This window comes from Rhodococcoides fascians A25f (genome assembly GCF_000760935.2).
Lineage (GTDB): Bacteria > Actinomycetota > Actinomycetes > Mycobacteriales > Mycobacteriaceae > Rhodococcoides.
Window position 1 is genome coordinate 3217160 of sequence record NZ_CP049744.1, and the last position, 15773, is coordinate 3232932.

14 protein-coding genes are annotated in these 15773 nt (G+C 64.5%); 2 read left to right on the plus strand and 12 right to left on the minus strand.

The features are described from left to right. Positions 1-48: 48 nt before the first annotated feature. The 3 genes from BH93_RS15115 to BH93_RS15120 are packed head-to-tail and all read right to left on the minus strand — an operon-like array spanning position 49 to position 2776. Positions 49-1257 carry a winged helix-turn-helix domain-containing protein gene (locus BH93_RS15115; protein WP_037173946.1) on the minus strand — a complete coding sequence of 403 codons (1209 nt, stop codon included), beginning with the start codon at positions 1255-1257 and terminating at the stop codon, positions 49-51. Between the two features lie 35 nt (positions 1258-1292). Continuing rightward, on the minus strand, positions 1293-1409 hold the full coding sequence (locus BH93_RS28365) for an MFS transporter small subunit (RefSeq protein WP_420030340.1): 117 nt from the start codon (positions 1407-1409) through the stop codon (positions 1293-1295). Continuing rightward, the gene (locus BH93_RS15120) at positions 1406-2776 is read right to left on the minus strand and encodes an OFA family MFS transporter (protein WP_037173949.1); all 1371 of its coding nucleotides are present in this window, start codon (positions 2774-2776) and stop codon (positions 1406-1408) included. Before BH93_RS15120 ends, BH93_RS28365 begins: the two co-directional genes overlap by 4 nt. 153 nt (positions 2777-2929) lie before the next feature. Between BH93_RS15120 and BH93_RS15125 the strand changes: the two genes are divergently transcribed. Further along, positions 2930-3382 (plus strand): hypothetical protein, encoded by a 453-nt coding sequence (locus BH93_RS15125; protein WP_052058487.1) that lies wholly within the window; start codon positions 2930-2932, stop codon positions 3380-3382. 1 nt (position 3383) lies between these two features. On the opposite strand, the gene BH93_RS15130 is transcribed toward BH93_RS15125, so the two are convergent. From BH93_RS15130 to dapB, 4 genes are all read right to left on the minus strand, one after another. After that, positions 3384-4148 carry an alpha/beta hydrolase gene (locus BH93_RS15130; RefSeq protein WP_347402315.1) on the minus strand — a complete coding sequence of 255 codons (765 nt, stop codon included), beginning with the start codon at positions 4146-4148 and terminating at the stop codon, positions 3384-3386. A 157-nt stretch (positions 4149-4305) separates the two neighbouring features. Further along, complete coding sequence (locus BH93_RS15135; protein ID WP_037173950.1) at positions 4306-4758, minus strand: flavodoxin family protein; 453 nt, start codon at positions 4756-4758, stop codon at positions 4306-4308. Between the two features lie 6 nt (positions 4759-4764). After that, a complete protein-coding gene (locus tag BH93_RS15140) occupies positions 4765-5184 on the minus strand; it encodes a hypothetical protein (RefSeq protein ID WP_052058497.1) in 420 nt (139 codons plus the stop codon). 50 nt (positions 5185-5234) lie between these two features. Next, positions 5235-5993: a 4-hydroxy-tetrahydrodipicolinate reductase gene (gene dapB / locus BH93_RS15145; RefSeq protein WP_032377119.1), complete on the minus strand. Its 759-nt coding sequence runs from the start codon at positions 5991-5993 to the stop codon at positions 5235-5237. A 94-nt stretch (positions 5994-6087) separates the two neighbouring features. Between dapB and BH93_RS15150 the strand changes: the two genes are divergently transcribed. Next, positions 6088-6876 (plus strand): ABC transporter ATP-binding protein, encoded by a 789-nt coding sequence (locus tag BH93_RS15150; protein WP_037174376.1) that lies wholly within the window; start codon positions 6088-6090, stop codon positions 6874-6876. A 3-nt stretch (positions 6877-6879) separates the two neighbouring features. Here the strand turns inward: BH93_RS15150 and BH93_RS15155 are convergent, their stop codons facing one another. The 5 genes from BH93_RS15155 to BH93_RS15175 form a co-directional block, all read right to left on the minus strand. After that, the gene (locus BH93_RS15155) at positions 6880-7986 is read right to left on the minus strand and encodes an alcohol dehydrogenase catalytic domain-containing protein (protein ID WP_037173951.1); all 1107 of its coding nucleotides are present in this window, start codon (positions 7984-7986) and stop codon (positions 6880-6882) included. A gap of 83 nt (positions 7987-8069) precedes the next feature. Continuing rightward, entirely contained in the window at positions 8070-10748 is a 2679-nt protein-coding gene (locus BH93_RS15160; protein ID WP_242458986.1) for an MGH1-like glycoside hydrolase domain-containing protein, read from the minus strand. Between the two features lie 24 nt (positions 10749-10772). Further along, on the minus strand, positions 10773-12614 hold the full coding sequence (locus BH93_RS15165; protein ID WP_080739065.1) for a putative nucleotidyltransferase substrate binding domain-containing protein: 1842 nt from the start codon (positions 12612-12614) through the stop codon (positions 10773-10775). Between the two features lie 70 nt (positions 12615-12684). Continuing rightward, positions 12685-14232: a GMC family oxidoreductase gene (locus BH93_RS15170; RefSeq protein WP_037173955.1), complete on the minus strand. Its 1548-nt coding sequence runs from the start codon at positions 14230-14232 to the stop codon at positions 12685-12687. A 12-nt stretch (positions 14233-14244) separates the two neighbouring features. After that, a complete protein-coding gene (locus BH93_RS15175; protein ID WP_032377115.1) occupies positions 14245-15756 on the minus strand; it encodes an APC family permease in 1512 nt (503 codons plus the stop codon). Between the last annotated feature and the right edge of the window lie 17 nt (positions 15757-15773).

A 15773-nucleotide genomic window follows, 5' to 3' on the forward strand; every position in this document is an offset into this window, starting at 1 on the left:
CCGATCCTGCCGACGTGCACTTCGGCAGAACGCGCACGTCGGCAGAATTCAGCGCAACGCTGCCACGAGGTCGCCGCGCTCCCCCACCACCACTCGTTCGAGTTCGAGCCAGTCTGCCATCTCGCGGAGAACGTCCCGCAGTCGTGGAGCAATGTCGCGGGCGTCGCGGTCCCCCTCGACGTAGGCCGCAATGACGTGCAGTTCGGATTGCGCTCGCACCGCTTTCAGGTCGACGCGTGCCACCAAGTGGCCGTCGAGCAAGAAGGGAAAAACGTAGTAGCCGTGAATCCGCTTGTGCTGCGGGGTGTAGATCTCGATGCGGTAGTGAAACCCGAAGATCCGCTCCACCCGAGGCCTGAAGAAGATCATCGGATCGAACGGGCACAACAGGGCGGCCGCGGTTGCGGTTCGGGGTGTTCTGGCGTCTCGATGCATGTAGGCCTGCGCATTCCACCCTCGGACCGACACCTGCTCGAGAACGCCGTCCTCGACCAGGTCGGCGATCGCGGCCTTGGACTGCTTCTGGGAGAGCCGATAGTAATCTCGCAGGTCCGGCTCGGTACCGATTCCCAGTGCGCAAGAGGACTTTTCGATCAGCGCCCGCACCGCATCGGACTCTTCGACGCGCCTGCGCAGCACGGAATCCGGGAGCACCCGTTCGCTGAGTTCGTACTGCCGCACGAACCCGGACCGCGCAGGCACGCTCACCACGCCGGCAGCGAAGAGTTGCTCGCAGACGACCTTGACATCGCTTCGATCCCACCAGGGACCTTTTCGCCCGGGCTTCTCGACGTCCAGATGCTTCTCTATCTCACCCGCGCTGGCCGCGCCGTGCTCTCCGATCACGGCGAGAACATCGTCCACCAACGTCGGTTCACGGTCGAGAATGCGGGCGGCTCCGCCCCATCGACCGTGTCGATACAACTCCATGCGCCACCGCATCAGCGGCCAGTCCTCCACCGGCAGCAACGCTGCCTCGTGCGCCCAGTACTCGACCAACCGCCTGGGGCGTCGGGTGGTGTCGGTCCACGCGGCGTCGTCGACGATCTTTCTGTCATAGGCGCCGACGCGGCTGAACACCGGCGCGTAATGCGCGCGCACCACCACCGACACCGAGTCGATCTGCAACAACCCGGTGGTGTCGATCGCGGCGTGTACTGCCGCTCGGCCGGCCGGGGCGCTCCTGCTACGACGCGAAGCCAGACCTTGGGCGGCCAAAGCAGTGCGTCGCGCCATTGCAGCGCTCATGTCTCGCATCGGGCCACCCTGTCACGACCCACCGACACGGTGGGTCAGGTGCTGAAGAGATTCTTCGCTTTGAGGATCAACTCGTACAGTCCGTAGGCGAACGGCACGGACACCCACAGCCATGCGATCACCATCGTTCCCTGCATTCGCGCGGTGGTCATGCCTTGGCTCCTGTCGAGGTCGTCGAATCGGCGGGCGCAGCCGAGTCGGATTCGTGGAATTTCGACGCCACCGGTTTGATGGCTTCGTTCGCCAGGAACCCGACGACCAACAATCCGATCATCACGTAGAAGGCCGGGAGGTACCGGCCGGTGGTTCCCGACTCTCCGGCGTCGGCGATGGCGTTGACGATCAATGGCCCGAGAACACCTGCTACCGACCATGCGGTGAGCAGTCGTCCGTGGATTGCGCCCACCTGGTACGTGCCGAACAGGTCCTTGAGGTAGGCCGGAACGGTTGCGAATCCCGCGCCGTAGAACGACAGGATCAGCAGTGCCGACACCATGAAGAGGATCTTGTTCGTATTGGTGAACAGTGCGATGTACAGGTAGAGCAACGCGCCGACGCCCAAGTACATCCGGTAGATGTTCTTGCGGCCCACCGCATCGGAGACCGACGACCAGACGAATCGTCCGATCATGTTCGTCAGCGAGAGGAAGGCAACGAACCCTGCAGCCGCAGCGGCGAGAGACTCGGGCGAGGTGGCGTCGGGAAAGAAGTCCTGATAGATACCCGAGCCTCGCTCGAGGATTCCGATACCGGCAGTGACGTTGAAACACAGCACAACCCACAACAACCAGAACTGCGGAGTCTTGACGGCGTTCGCGGCCGACACGTTGTGCGTGGAAATCATCGCCGACGACGCCGGCGGCGTCCATCCGGCCGGTGTCCATCCTTCGGCCGGCACTCGAATGAGAACGACCCCCAGCGCCATGAACACCGCGTACCCGACGCCGAGCGTCAGGAACGTCTTGGCTATCGAACCATCGGTGAAGCCGCCGAAGTTCACCATCAGTTGGCTGGTGAGGGGTGACGCGATGAGTGCACCGCCGCCGAAGCCCATGATGGCGATACCGGTGGCCATTCCCGGCCTGTCCGGGAACCACTTCATCAGCGTCGACACGGGCGAGATGTATCCGATTCCGAGGCCGATACCGCCGACGAACCCGTACCCGAATATCACCAGCCAGAACTGGCCGAGTGCCATGCCGAGTGCGGAAATGAGCAGTCCGGATACGAAGAAGACCAGCGAAACGGCCATCGCCCAGCGCGGACCGTTCTTCTCCACTCTGGTGCCGAAGATCGCGGCCGACAGGCCGAGCATCACGATGGCGAGCTGAAACGGTATGGCGGTGACGGTTCCGCTGAGTCCCAGGGCATCGGGCTGTGAGATGGCGTTCTTGAATACGCTCCACGCGTACGCAGACCCGATCGCGAGGTGGATCGACAGTGCTGCCGGCGGTATCAACCAGCGACTCCACTCGGGCGTAGCAACAATTCTGGAGCGGTCGAGAATGGGGAGGGTCATCGAAATCCCTTGGTATCGAGAGCGGTACAAATATCAACTATCCCTTGCAGTCAAACACGGGCACCGCCCTGCCTGCTCACAATCGGAGATAGTTTCTTCACCGAACTCACTACATCGAGCCGGGCATCCTCGGGGCCGCGTAATCTAGGGACAGTGGATATCGAACGGTGGCGTAGCAGATTGCCGGTGAAGCGAGCCTCGGACGGCGAGGTGATCGGGTGGACTGTCGCACACAGCTCGAGTGGATCGACTCCGCGCGACGAACACGACGAGGGATACCTGGTCGATGCCGTCAATCCGGTGGGAATCACTGTTGCCCAGGGTGTGTCGTTGGAGGACGCGATTGCCGCCCTGGAAGAACGCGGACTGGCATCACTGTCGTTGCCGCACTGGACGAAAGCCCCGCTGCCTCTGCAGCTCGAGACCGATCTCCTCACGCCGCAAGATGATTGGCAGTGGCGTCGGGTGTTGATGACGCAACTCGACGACAACCGAGTGTGGATCAGACCCGCGTACCCGAGTTGGCCGGAACGACTTCTGGAGATTCCGTTGTCGATCCCGGCCGACGACGTTCTGCGACCCCACTCCCCCGCCGATTCCGACTGAGTCAGTAGTTCTTCAGAACAGACCTCAGCGCATCTGCCAGCTGCGTCAACCCGGGTTCCTCCACGGGCAGATGACCGCACCCGTCGAGCATCACGATCTCGGTGTCTGCCCGGATGCGTTGTAGGAATCGGATACTGACCTGCGGCGGCGTCCATCGATCCTCGGCGGGATGGGTCAGCAGGACCGATGGGCCGTCGTACTCTTCGGGCCGGGTGTGCGCGTAACCGAAGAAGTCGGCGAGAAAGCCGACGGGAACCGCGACCCCTCCACCCTTGGGGTCTCCAGCGCACAGATTCGACAGTTCGGAGTTCAGACTCATGTTCGCCATGTCTGCCATCCACCTGACGGGAACACGAACCCGACCCGCCACCGATGACACCGCCCGCAGCAGCTGGGGTGCGGGTCCGCCGAGGATGTCGAAGCGGGCGGCAGCCCGACGGGCGACCGGATCGGCGGGGTCGAGCAGACATGTGGCGATCACTTTGTCCACCAACCCCGTTCGATGTGCAACCTCGTAGGCGAGCATGCCGCCCATGCTGGCACCGAACAGGATCAACGGGCGGTCGTCGATCGACTTCTCCGCGACGACGAGGTCGCAGAGAAGATCGAGCCAGTCTCCGTAGCGCACCGACGCTGGATCAGGGACGACAGTGTCTCCGTACAAGGGCAGGTCAGGACACATCACTTCGAATCCCTCACCGGCTGCAATCGCGGCGTACGGCCACAACAGACCCGAGTAGCCGCCCGCTCCGTGCAGAGCCAGCACTCGGACCTTCGATTCGGGCCTGACCGCGCGCGCCACATGAACAGACGTGTCGCGCCACGTCCAGTAGTCGACTCGGGACCGCCGGTGGACGCTCCCTGGTACGCCGTGGGTAGAAATCGGCCGTATCGGTCGAAATCCATGATCGGATCAGTAACCCTCAGTCGGACAGTACGGCCGAGACCGTGCCGCCCAGTTCGTAGCAGCGCTCGCGCGCCGCCTTTCCCCCGTCGGCGAGGTGCAAGGTGCCGAACACCTTCTCCAATCCCCAGCCCGACGCGATGGTCTCGACACCGCGTGCAGCACCCACGGTGTCGTTGTTGCCGTGAATCCATGCCCCATAGGGCTTTCCGGCGACGGCGTCCAGGCACGGGTAGTAGACGGTGTCGAAGAAGTGCTTGAGCGCCCCGCTCATGTAGCCGAAGTTCGCCGGTGTTCCGAAGAGGAAACCGTCGGCATCGAGCACGTCCGGGACTGTCGCGCCGAGAGCAGGCACACTACGCACGTCCACCCCGGTGATCTCGGGATCACGCGCACCGGCGAGAACGGCCTCGAGCAACTCGCGAGTGAGCGGGCTCGGGGTGTGATGAACGACCAGCAGAGTGCGCGGCATCGACCGTCAGCTCTCTGCGCGTTCCAGTGCCACCGCGCGTTTCATGGTCTCGCGAGCTCGCCCACGATCGCCCGCATAGTCGTATGCCCGCGCAAGCCGGTACGAGCTTCGCCAGTTGTCGGGATCCTTTTCCCACTCGGCCTTGATCTGCTGGAACAGCTCGTCGGCGGCATCGCGTTCGATTCGTCCCGACGGCATCCGAGGGAGGTCGTCGACGTCGAGTTCGAGGCCCTCCTCCCGCATACGTGATGCCAGCCGCTGATGGTCGAAGCCCGCTTTGAGCGTCGCCCACACGATCCACAACCCGACGATCGGCAGCAGGATGACCCCGATCCCCAGTGCGATACTGGCCACCCCGCCGTTCTGGATCAGCGTCACTCCGCGCTGGCCGAGCAGAAAGAAGTAGAAGCCGAGGATCAGCACCATCACCGCGATGATGGCGACAACCTTGGTCGCTTTGTTCACAGTCGATCAGCTCACAGATCCAGTAGCGGGTCGAGACCGACGGTCAGCCCGGGTCGGGCTGCGATCTCTCGCACTCCGAGGAGCACGCCCGGAGCGAACGACGTTCGGTCCAGCGAGTCGTGTCGGATGCTCAGCGTCTCGCCCTGTGTCCCCAGCAGAACCTCTTGATGCGCAACGAGTCCCGCGAGTCTGATGGAATGCACACGCACTCCGTCGACGTCTGCACCGCGTGCGCCGTCCAGTTCGGTCGTCGTCGCATCGGGGCTGGGCGCGGTGCCTGCGGCGGCGCGTGCTTCGGCGATCAGCGCAGCAGTGCGGTACGCCGTGCCCGACGGGGCGTCGGCCTTGTTGGGGTGATGCAGTTCGATCACCTCGACGGAATCGAAGAACCGAGCGGCCTGCTGAGCGAAGCGCATCGACAGCACCGCTCCGATGGCGAAGTTGGGGGCGATCAGCACTCCCGTCTCCGGGGATCCGGCCAGCCATTCACGGACTTGTTCGAGCCGCGGCTCGTCGAAACCGGTGGTACCGACAACGGCGTGGATGCCGTGCTCGATCAGGAACTGCAGGTTGTCCATCACCACATCGGGGTGGGTGAAATCCACGACCACCTGGGCACTGCTGTCGACCAGGTTCGCCAGCGGATCACCTTGGTCGACGGTTGCCACGAGCTCGAGGTCGTCGGCTGCCTCGACGGCTGCGCAAATAGCCTGCCCAACCTTGCCTCGCGATCCCAGTACCCCTACTCGAACAGGTGCTGTTGCACTCACGTCGTACCCACACTCGTTTCTTCGTCGTCTCGAGGCCCTACCGACCTCAGAGCCTACTTTCCCTGTGGTCCACACCGGCAGCTACGGTCGTCCGGTGACGTCCACTGTTCTGTTCGCCGACCGAGTCGATCTGGTCCGCGGGGGCCGATACCTGCTCAGCGATGCAACGATGAGGGTCGACGAGGGCGAGCACTGGGTGTTGCTCGGTGCCAACGGTGCCGGCAAGAGCACCCTGCTCAGCTTGCTGGGTGCCATCGTCCATCCCACCCACGGTGCCGTGCACGTTCTGGGTCATCGCCTCGGCCGGGTGGACATGCGGGAATTGCGCACGCACATCGGCCACGTCGATCCACGGCTGAGGATCGACGCTCCGCTGACGCTGTTCCAGGTGGTGCTGACCGGGCTGACCAACACTCCCGACCTGATCCCGAGGTGGTCGGCCACCGAGAACGAGATCGCCCGCGCTCACCGGCTGATCGAGTCCCTCGGTGTCGCCCATCGCACCGAGGCGTCATGGCACACGCTCTCGCAGGGAGAACGTGGCCGAGCGCTCATTGCGCGAGCCCTGCTCCCCGACCCTGCCGTGTTGCTGCTCGACGAACCCGCCACCGGACTCGATCTCGCTGCCCGCGAACAACTCCTGAGTGCGCTCGATTCGCTGCGGGCCGAACACCCGAACCTGGCGAGCATCCTGGTGACGCACCACCTCGAGGAAATTCCGGTCTCGACCACGCACGCGCTCTTGGTCCGCAACGGAAAAGTACAGGCGCAAGGGTCTGTCGACACTGTGCTGACCACCGAGAACATCAGTGTCTGTTTCGATCATCCCATCGAGATCTCGAAGCAACGTGGCCGTTGGGTGGCCACAGCCTCGCAGAGCTGATGCTCAGTCGAAGACGATGACCTGACGGATCGCATTTCCGTCGGCCAATTCGTCCATGCCGCGGTTGATCTCGTCCAACGTGATACGCGAGGAGATCAGCTTCTCGACGGGAAGCCGACCCTCGCGCCACATCTGGGCGTACGTGGGGATATCGCGCGCCGGGACGGCCGAGCCCAGGTAGCTGCCGATGATCGTGCGCGCTTCCGCCACCAGGCCCAAGGGCGAGATGGACGACCGTGCGTCGGGTGCGGGAAGTCCGACGGTGATGGTCTTTCCCCCGGGAGCGGTTGCTGCGACCGCAGTCTCGAAGGCGCGGGCATTGCCTGCGGCCTCGATCACGATGTCGGCCTTGATGCCCTTCTCTGCAAGCTCGGCGGGTGAGTAGACCTGTGTCGCACCGAGATCGGTCGCGGTGGACAGCTTGTCCGGGACGCCGTCGACACCGATCACCTCACCGGCACCCACCGATACGGCCGTCAGAACGGCTGCCATGCCGACTCCGCCGAGGCCGACCACCATCACCGACTGCCCGGGCTTCGGAGTTCCGGCGTTGAGCACCGCGCCGCCGCCCGTCAGCACCGCACAACCGAGGACTGCGGCGATATCGGCCGGGATGTCTTCCTCGACCGGAACCACGGACTTTCGACTCACCACGGCGTGGGTGGCGAATCCGGAGACTCCGAGGTGATGCTTGACCTCTTCCCCGTCACGGTGCAATTTGATGCCGCCGCCGAGCAATGTCCCGGCATTGTTCGACGCACTGCCGGTGATGCATGGCATCTGGCCGTCGGTGGCGCACCCGGCGCAGTCACCACAGCGCGGCAGGAAGGTCATCACCACACGGGTCCCGACTGCGATGTCGTCGACGCCCGCGCCCACTTCCTCGACGCGGCCCGCGGCCTCGTGGCCGAGCAGCATCGGGACCGGACGAACGCGATTGCCGTCGACCACCGACAGGTCCGAGTGACACAGCCCCGCGGCTTCGATTCTGATCAGCAGTTCACCGTCACCCGGCGAGCCGAGCTCGAGATCGGAGATCGTGATGGGATGCGAGTCCGCGAAGGGACGAGATCGGCCGATTTCTTCGAGTACTGCGCCGCGAATCTTCATCCCGCCAGACTATGCGGCTGCGCCGCATGTGCGCGGAACTTCGTAGTGGGCTACGAGTTTCCGTGCACATGGGCCGCAGGCCCTCACAGCGGCAGACGCGGCCTGAGCAGGTGCGCAACCAGCGCAGTCCACCCCGTTTGGTGGGTGGCACCGAGTCCCTCGCCGGTGTCCCCGTCGAAGTACTCGTTGAAGCTGGGGTGCTCGCTCCACAGCGGGTCGGCACTGGACTCGATGCGATTGCCGTCGGCAGGCCTCTTGCCGTCCACCGGCCGGAACAGGCCGGCGAGACCGTTGTCGATCAGATCCGCCGCGTCGGTGAGGGTGCGATGGTTGCCCGAGCCGGTGGGGATCTCGATGGTGAACGAGTCGCCGTAATACCGGCCGTAGGCGCGCAACTTGTCGGCCAGCAGCACGTTGACGGGGAACCACACCGGACCCCGCCAATTGGAATTGCCGCCGAACATTCCGGTGCGAGACTCCCCCGGTTCGTACTCGATGGACAGGCTGCGGCCGTCGACGTCGAACGTGACCGGTTCGCGGTACGAGGCCGAGAGCGATCGAATTCCGAACTGCGACAGAAACTCTTCGGAATCGAACATGCGCGCGAGTATGCGCTTCAGCCGCTCGGGCTGGACGAGCGTGAGCAACATTCGCACCTCACCGCCCTCACGCCGCGCCAGCAGCGGACTGACCATCTCGGGTCGCCGACGCTGGATCCACCGAAGGCGGGCGGTCAGATCGGGGCATTCTTCCTCGACCCACGGCGGAATCTCGGTGGCACCGAGGATGGGCAGCAGCCCGACCATGGACCGGACGCGCATCGGCACCGCGTCGCCCTCGGGCTGGACGAGGACGTCGTAGAAGAACCCGTCCTCCTCGTGCCACAACGAAATATGCTGCGAACCGAACGAATTGACCGCTTTCGCAATCGAGAGGAAGTGCGAGAAGAACTTGGTTGCGACGTCGTCCCAGGCGCTGTCGTGCCGCGCGAGCTCCAAGGCGATCTTGAACATCTGCTGGCAGTAGAACGCCATCCAACTCGTCGCGTCGGACTGCTCGAGTCGGAACCCCGGGGGCAGCGGTGCGGATCGGTTGAACAATCCGATGTTGTCCATTCCGAGGAATCCACCCTCGAAGATGTTCGACCCCTCGGAGTCCTTGCGGTTGACCCACCAGGCGAAGTTGAGCAGCAGCTTGGTGAACACCCGAACCAGAAATTCGCGGTCGCGGTAACCGTCGATGCGGTAGACGTGCCACGCAGCCCACGCATGCACGGGTGGATTGACGTCGCCGAACTCCCATTCGTACGCGGGCAGTTGACCGTTGGGGTGCATGGCCCATTCTCGGCACATCAGAACCAACTGTTCCTTGGCGAAATCGGCGTCCACGTGCGCCAGCGGAATCGCATGAAAGGCCAAGTCCCAGGCCGCGAACCAGGGGTACTCCCACTCGTCGGGCATCGAAATCACATCGGCCAACGCGAGATGCCGCCAGTGCGCATTACGACCGCCCGGGTCCTGCCTCGATCCCGGGGCCGGTGCCCCCACCTTGTCGCCTTCGATCCACTCTTCGACGTCGTACCGGTAGAGCTGCTTCGTCCACAGCAGTCCGGCGTAGGCGCGCCGGGCCACGTGCCGATCGGTGTCGGTGAGCTCGGCACCGATCACTGCGCCGTAGAACTCGTCCGCCTCCACTCGGCGATCGATGTTGACCGCGTCGAATCCGGTCCCGAACGTCTGCTCGTCCGGCCGGTTGGGCGACAGGCGCAGTTTCACCGATTCCGTTGCACCGGGAGCGATGTCGTCGAACCGATACCAGAATGCAGCCTTCGTTCCGGTCTGCTCGGGGTTGACGGCATCGACGTCGCCGTCGACGACTCGCCGTCCGATCCCATCCTTGGGATAGGCCGACAGGTTCTCCTGGCCCCACAGCGCCTCGGCGTTGGTTTCGTTGTCGCAGAACAGAACTGCAGGCGTGCCCTCGGCGCTGAGGTAATACCGCCCCAGAAACCCGTGGTCGACGGCGATGGCCTCGAGGCCGCCGGCCAGCAGGTCCGGTGGGGTCAGCCGATCCAGGACACCGCCGCGGTCGTCGCGTCCCCAGGACCACGTGTTGCGCAACCACAGGTGCGGCAGGAGATCGACCGACGCCGACTCGGGGCCGTTGTTGGTGATGGAAATGGTGATGCAGATGTCGTCGGGTGAGGCCTTCGCATACGTGACCTGGACGTCGAAGAATCTGTTCTCGTCGAGAATGCCGGTGTCGGCCAACTCGTACTCGCGGTCGTCACGGCCGCGTCGGGCATTCTCTTCCCTCAGTTGGGCATAGGGATATTCCGCGTGCGGATAGCGGTAGAGCCACTGCATCCAGCTGTGCGTCGGTGTTCCGTCGACCGCCCAGAAGTACTCTTTGACGTCCTCGCCGTGATTGCCCTCCTCGTTGGCCAGACCGAACAACCGTTCCTTGAGGATCGGGTCCTTGCGATTCCACAGCGCGAACGAAAAATTGAGGAACCCGAAGCGATCGCAGATTCCGCCGATGCCGTCCTCACCCCAGCGGTAGGCCCGCTTGTGCGCCTGATCGAACGGGAACGACGACCAGGCGTTTCCGTCCTCCGAGTAGTCCTCGCGCACCGTGCCCCACTGCCGTCCTGCCAGGTACGGCCCCCACTGACGCCACGGGCCGCTGACGCCGGGTGATTCCGCCAACCGACAGTGCTCGACGGTGGACGGGGTAGGAACGCTCACGGGATTGGTGGTCACGGCACACAGTCTGGTGGTTGGCGGTCAGCGATGCACGCCGACATTGGCAGCCAGGTAACCGACTCGGCGTTGCACCGCGGCGATCTCTCGGACTCCGTCGGTGAGCAGACTGCGCTCCAGGGGCGACAGGTCGGCCATGACCAGCACGTCACCAGGCCGGTGGCCGGCGGTGATCTGGTCGATCTGATGCGCCAGCCGTAAGCGTTGAAGCAGGGCGAACACTTCGGTGAGCACCGATACATCGTCGTCGGAGAGCATTCCGTTGCCCGACGCTGCCGCGAGTCGTGCCGGGGTCGAGGCGGAGGCCATGCCGACCGAGAGCCCGCCCCAGCGAGCGAGGTTGACGATGGGTGTCAGAGCGTGAGCCTTGAGGTCGAACGTGCCGCCGCGCCGAGCCAGCACGTCGCGGAGCGATCGCAGCCGCGCGCGACCGGCGAGCGCATCGCGCAGTTGCAACCGCAGAGCATCGGGGTGATCGACCAGAAGTCGGCGGTAGGCCTCGGGCACGGTGTGCAGTGTCCTCGGGCCCCACACCACTCTTCCGTCGATCATCAGTGAGGACATGATCAGGCCGGAGTCTTCTGCCGGATTGCCACGGTCACCGAAGGGGTTGCTGAGCCAGTGAGCTGCGGCCCTTTCCCACTGCCCGGCCGAGCGTGCGAATCGGGGCGAACTCGCGACCGCGCCGTTGGTGTCCGACGGCAGTCCGGCACCGTCCAGGCTCACGTGCACGCGGGCGGCCAAGTCCATCAGCGCCTCGTCGCGGGTTCGCGGCACCGCGTTCGATGTCCCCCGCGTGCCGGGGTCCGCGGTGGTGTCGGACCAGGTCAATGCACTGTCGACGTCCGAGGACGGCATGGCTTCCCGACGCGCCACACTGCCGAGGGTGATCCAGGCGAACCGGTCGCGCGGCACTTCCGGCCGCGCCGACCATTCGATCTCGACGGCACGGCGGACGAGGCTGTCGACCACGACGGACAGGATCGCGCTGACCGCCATGGCGTCGGTGCCGCCTCGGAACAGATCCACCACCAAGCGCGGGACGAGCTTTCCTGCGTCGGCGAGTTCGGCGGTGGTCGCTGCGGACGTCACTGCCCGGCGGACCACGAAGCTACGCCGGGTGGACGCAGCATGCAGATCGGAATCCTCGACGACACCGAGAACCTCGCCCCGATCGGACAGCACGGGCATGTGCCGCAGCCCCAGCTCGAGCATGTCCATCAGGACGGTGCCGGCAAGTCGGTCCGCCGTGACGGTCTCGGCGGGCGACGTCATCACCTTCTCGATGGGAGTATCGACGCCGATCCCGGCGGCCACCACGCGAACTCGGAGGTCTCGGTCGGTGAAGATGCCGTGGCGCGACCCTCGCAGCGGAATAAGGACATACGAGCTGCCCTGCTCGGTCATGTGCCGGACGGCATCTCGAACAGTGGTACCGGCGGAGGTGAACACCGCAGGCGCAGAGACCAATTCACCGACGGTCCGGTTGGCGCTGCCCTCCACCGGTCCCCCACGGTATGCAGAAGAGGAGTTGACGGCATCGGCCAGGAACGCCAGACCGGTGGGCGTTGCGAACAACGGCCGAACCAGCGCACCGGGCAACTGCAGAACGACACTCGGTTCGGTAGCGCGCGCACAGAATTCGACGGTGCCACCCGAGAGCAGCGCCGAGAATCCGAATACCCCGCCGGGACCTACCGTGTCGATGGGAACGTCGGTGCGCGAGGTGTCGTCCGGGTGCGTGATCACCACACGCCCGGTACGCACCACCCACACGGTGTCGGCATCGGCCGAGGCATCCATCGGTGAGCGGTCCACAACCCATGCACCACTGCCGTACTCGCGTTCGACGGCTGCTGCGGCCATCTCGGCCAGCACAGCCGGCGGCGCGCCCTGGAACGGTGGATACCTGCCGAGAAAGTCGGCCAGCGCCGATCTATCCTCCACGGATCAGGTCGGCGCACTTCTCCGCCATCGTCATCACCGTGATGTTGGGATTGACGTAGGGCAGCTTCGGCATCGCCGACGCGTCGACGACGCGAAGACGCGAAATTCCCTTGACGCGAAGCTCCGGATCGAGAACGGCCATGGCGTCGTCCACCGATCCCATCCGAGCAGTTCCGGCCGGGTGATAGACCGTGTTGTGCGTCTTGTGCACGTAGTCGAGCAGGTCCTCGTCGGTCACGGCCTCGGGCCCGGGGGCGAGTTCACGTTCGATCCATTCCGACAGTGGACCGTCTGCGGCAATAGAACGGGCCAGCTTCAGACCGGCAAGCATCACCGCGTCGTCGTGGCCGTCCGGGTCGGTGAAGTAGCGCGGATCCACCTTGGCCCGATCACGAAAGTCTCTGCTGCGCAATCGAACAGTGCCACGCGAGCGCCCCTGGGTCACGTTGGGCGTCAGACAGAAGCCGTTGTCGGTGGTCGGATAGCCCCAGCGAAGGGTGTTCATGTCGAACGGAACACTGCCGTAATGCATCATGACGTCGGGATAGTTCAGCGACGAGTCGGTCTGCGCGAACACCCCGATTTCCCACCACTGCGAGGAGGTGGTGACCATCGGCTTGCTCGCCTCCCAGAACACCAGTCCTTCGACGTGGTCGTCGAGGTTCTCGCCCACTCCGGGTGAATCGACCCGAACGGTGATTCCCATCTCCTGCAGCTGTGCCGCCGGTCCGATTCCGGAGAGCATCAACAACTTCGGAGTGTCGATGGCCCCGGCGGTGACGATCACCTCGCGACGTGCCGAGACGGTGTCGTAACCGGTCAGATCGGGGCGTTGGTACCGCACACCCGTCGCGGTCAGAGACTCGTCGATCAGAATCTCGCTGATCCAGCAGTCGGTGCGCACCTCGAGGTTGGGCCGCGATCCGATGATCGGGTGCAGGTACGCATGCGAGGTCGACATCCGCGAGCCGTCCTCACCCGCATTGATCTGAAACCAACCCGCACCGTTGAGTACGGGCGTACCGCGGTTGAATGCGACTGTGGGAAGGCCTATTCCGGCGGCCGACTCGAGCACCGCTGCACCACACGGATCGTTCGGTGGCACGTCGCGTATCCGCACGGGCCCGTCGTGGCCGCGGCCGGTGTCGTTGTTCTCCACGCGCGCAACAAAAGGAAGGATGTCCGACGCGCCCCAGCCCGTCGCGCCGGCCGCAGCCCAATCGTCGAGGGTCTCCGCAGGCGGGTGAAAGGCGATGCAGGAGTTGTGCGAGGAGCAGCCACCGAGCACTTTTGCTCGCGCATGCCGCATGAAGCTGTTGCCGCGCTCCTGCGGTTCGACGGGATAGTCCCAGTCGTAGCCGGAGTCGAGCAGATGCATCCACTCCGCCAGTTCGAGAATTGCCTTGTCGCCGACGTCGGTCGGACCTGCTTCGACGAGGCAGACACTGACGGAGGGGTCCTCGCTCAGCCGCGCAGCGAGGACACACCCCGCCGTCCCGCCACCTGCGACGACGTAATCGAACTGGGTGTCTGTCACTGCACGCTCCTTCTAGTTGCCCGTGGAGGCATGTGATTTCAGAGTGCCGATGTGCTTGCGCCCCTTGATTGCGTACCACAGCAGCCCGACGCCCAGGATGCCGCCGATGTAGACGAACGCACCGAACGTGTTGTACCAGGGGGTTCCGTACACGGCCTCGCGCGGCCACGCGAGGTTGATCGCCATTCCTGCGCCCCACACCACTGCCGCGATGTTGACCGGCAGGCCCCACCTGCCCATCGTGAAGTACCCGCCGGGCTTCAGATCTGCCGGCGGCCACTCACCCTTCACTCGTTTGACCAGCAACGGCCCGGTGACCATCAGATACGCGAGGTAGATCATGATGATCGCGATCGAGGTGAGGACCGTGAAGATCTGCGGCTGACCGATGTTGACGACGAGAATGACGATGGCCAGCACGCCGATGGTCACCGCGGGTACCACCGGAGTCTGAGTCTTCGGATTCACCCTGGCCAGGCTCTCACCGAAGGGCAGCGCATTGTCTCGCGCCATGGCGAACGTGAGTCGGATGGCCGCGGTGTGCACGGCCAACGAGCACACGAAGACCGCGATGACGATGCAGATCAGGAAGACGGTGCCCAGCGGGCCCCACATCACCGATTCGACGATGGACTGCAGGCTGCCGTCGGGGCTGCCGAGGGAAGGATCGTTCAGGTCCGGCGCGGCCATGACCGCGAACACCAGGATGGCTCCGCCGATGACGAACGAGGCGAGGATGGCGCGCAAGATCGCTTTGGGCGCGGTCCGCCGAGGTTCGACGGTTTCCTCGCCGAGCGAGCTCGCGGTGTCGAATCCGTACATCACGTAACCCGACGCCAACGAGGCGACCAGGAAGGCACCGAGGTAACCGCCGCTCTCGCCGGCACCGTAGCCGTTGGTGGAGAAGAACACCTCGGGCCCCCGAGTGATGTTGGCCGCGAGCAGGATAGCGATGAGGACGGCCGCAATGAGTTCGATGAACACACCTGCACTGTTGATCATTGCCATCAGCCGAACGCCGAGCGCGTTGATCGTGGTGGTGATGGCGATCAGAATCGCACCGAGCAACACTGCGTTGGCCGCGAAGTCGGTGTCGCCCGAGCCGTCACCGATGATCTGGAACCCGCTCCAGATCCGTGGCAGATTCAGCTGCAGAGCGAGGGCAACGGCGGCCAGTGTCACGATCGATGCCGTGAGCATCAACCAGCCCGCCGACCAACCGACGATCCTGCGGCCCAACAGCTTCGCCCAGTTGTACACCGATCCCGCCACCGGATACTTCGCAGCCAACTCCATGAAGCACAGTGCTACGCAGAGTTGGCCCACGAAGACTGCAGGCCATGACCACAGGTACGCCGGACCGGCGGTGCCGAAACCGAAGTAGAACAGCTGGAACGTGCCGGTGAGGATCGAGATGTAGCTGACGCCGGCGGCGAAGCTGGCGAATTTCCCGAGACTGCGGTCGAGCGATTCCTTGTACCCGAAATCGTCCATTCCGCTCGAGCTGTCGTTCAGTAATGCCATGTTCCTGGCCTTTCCCA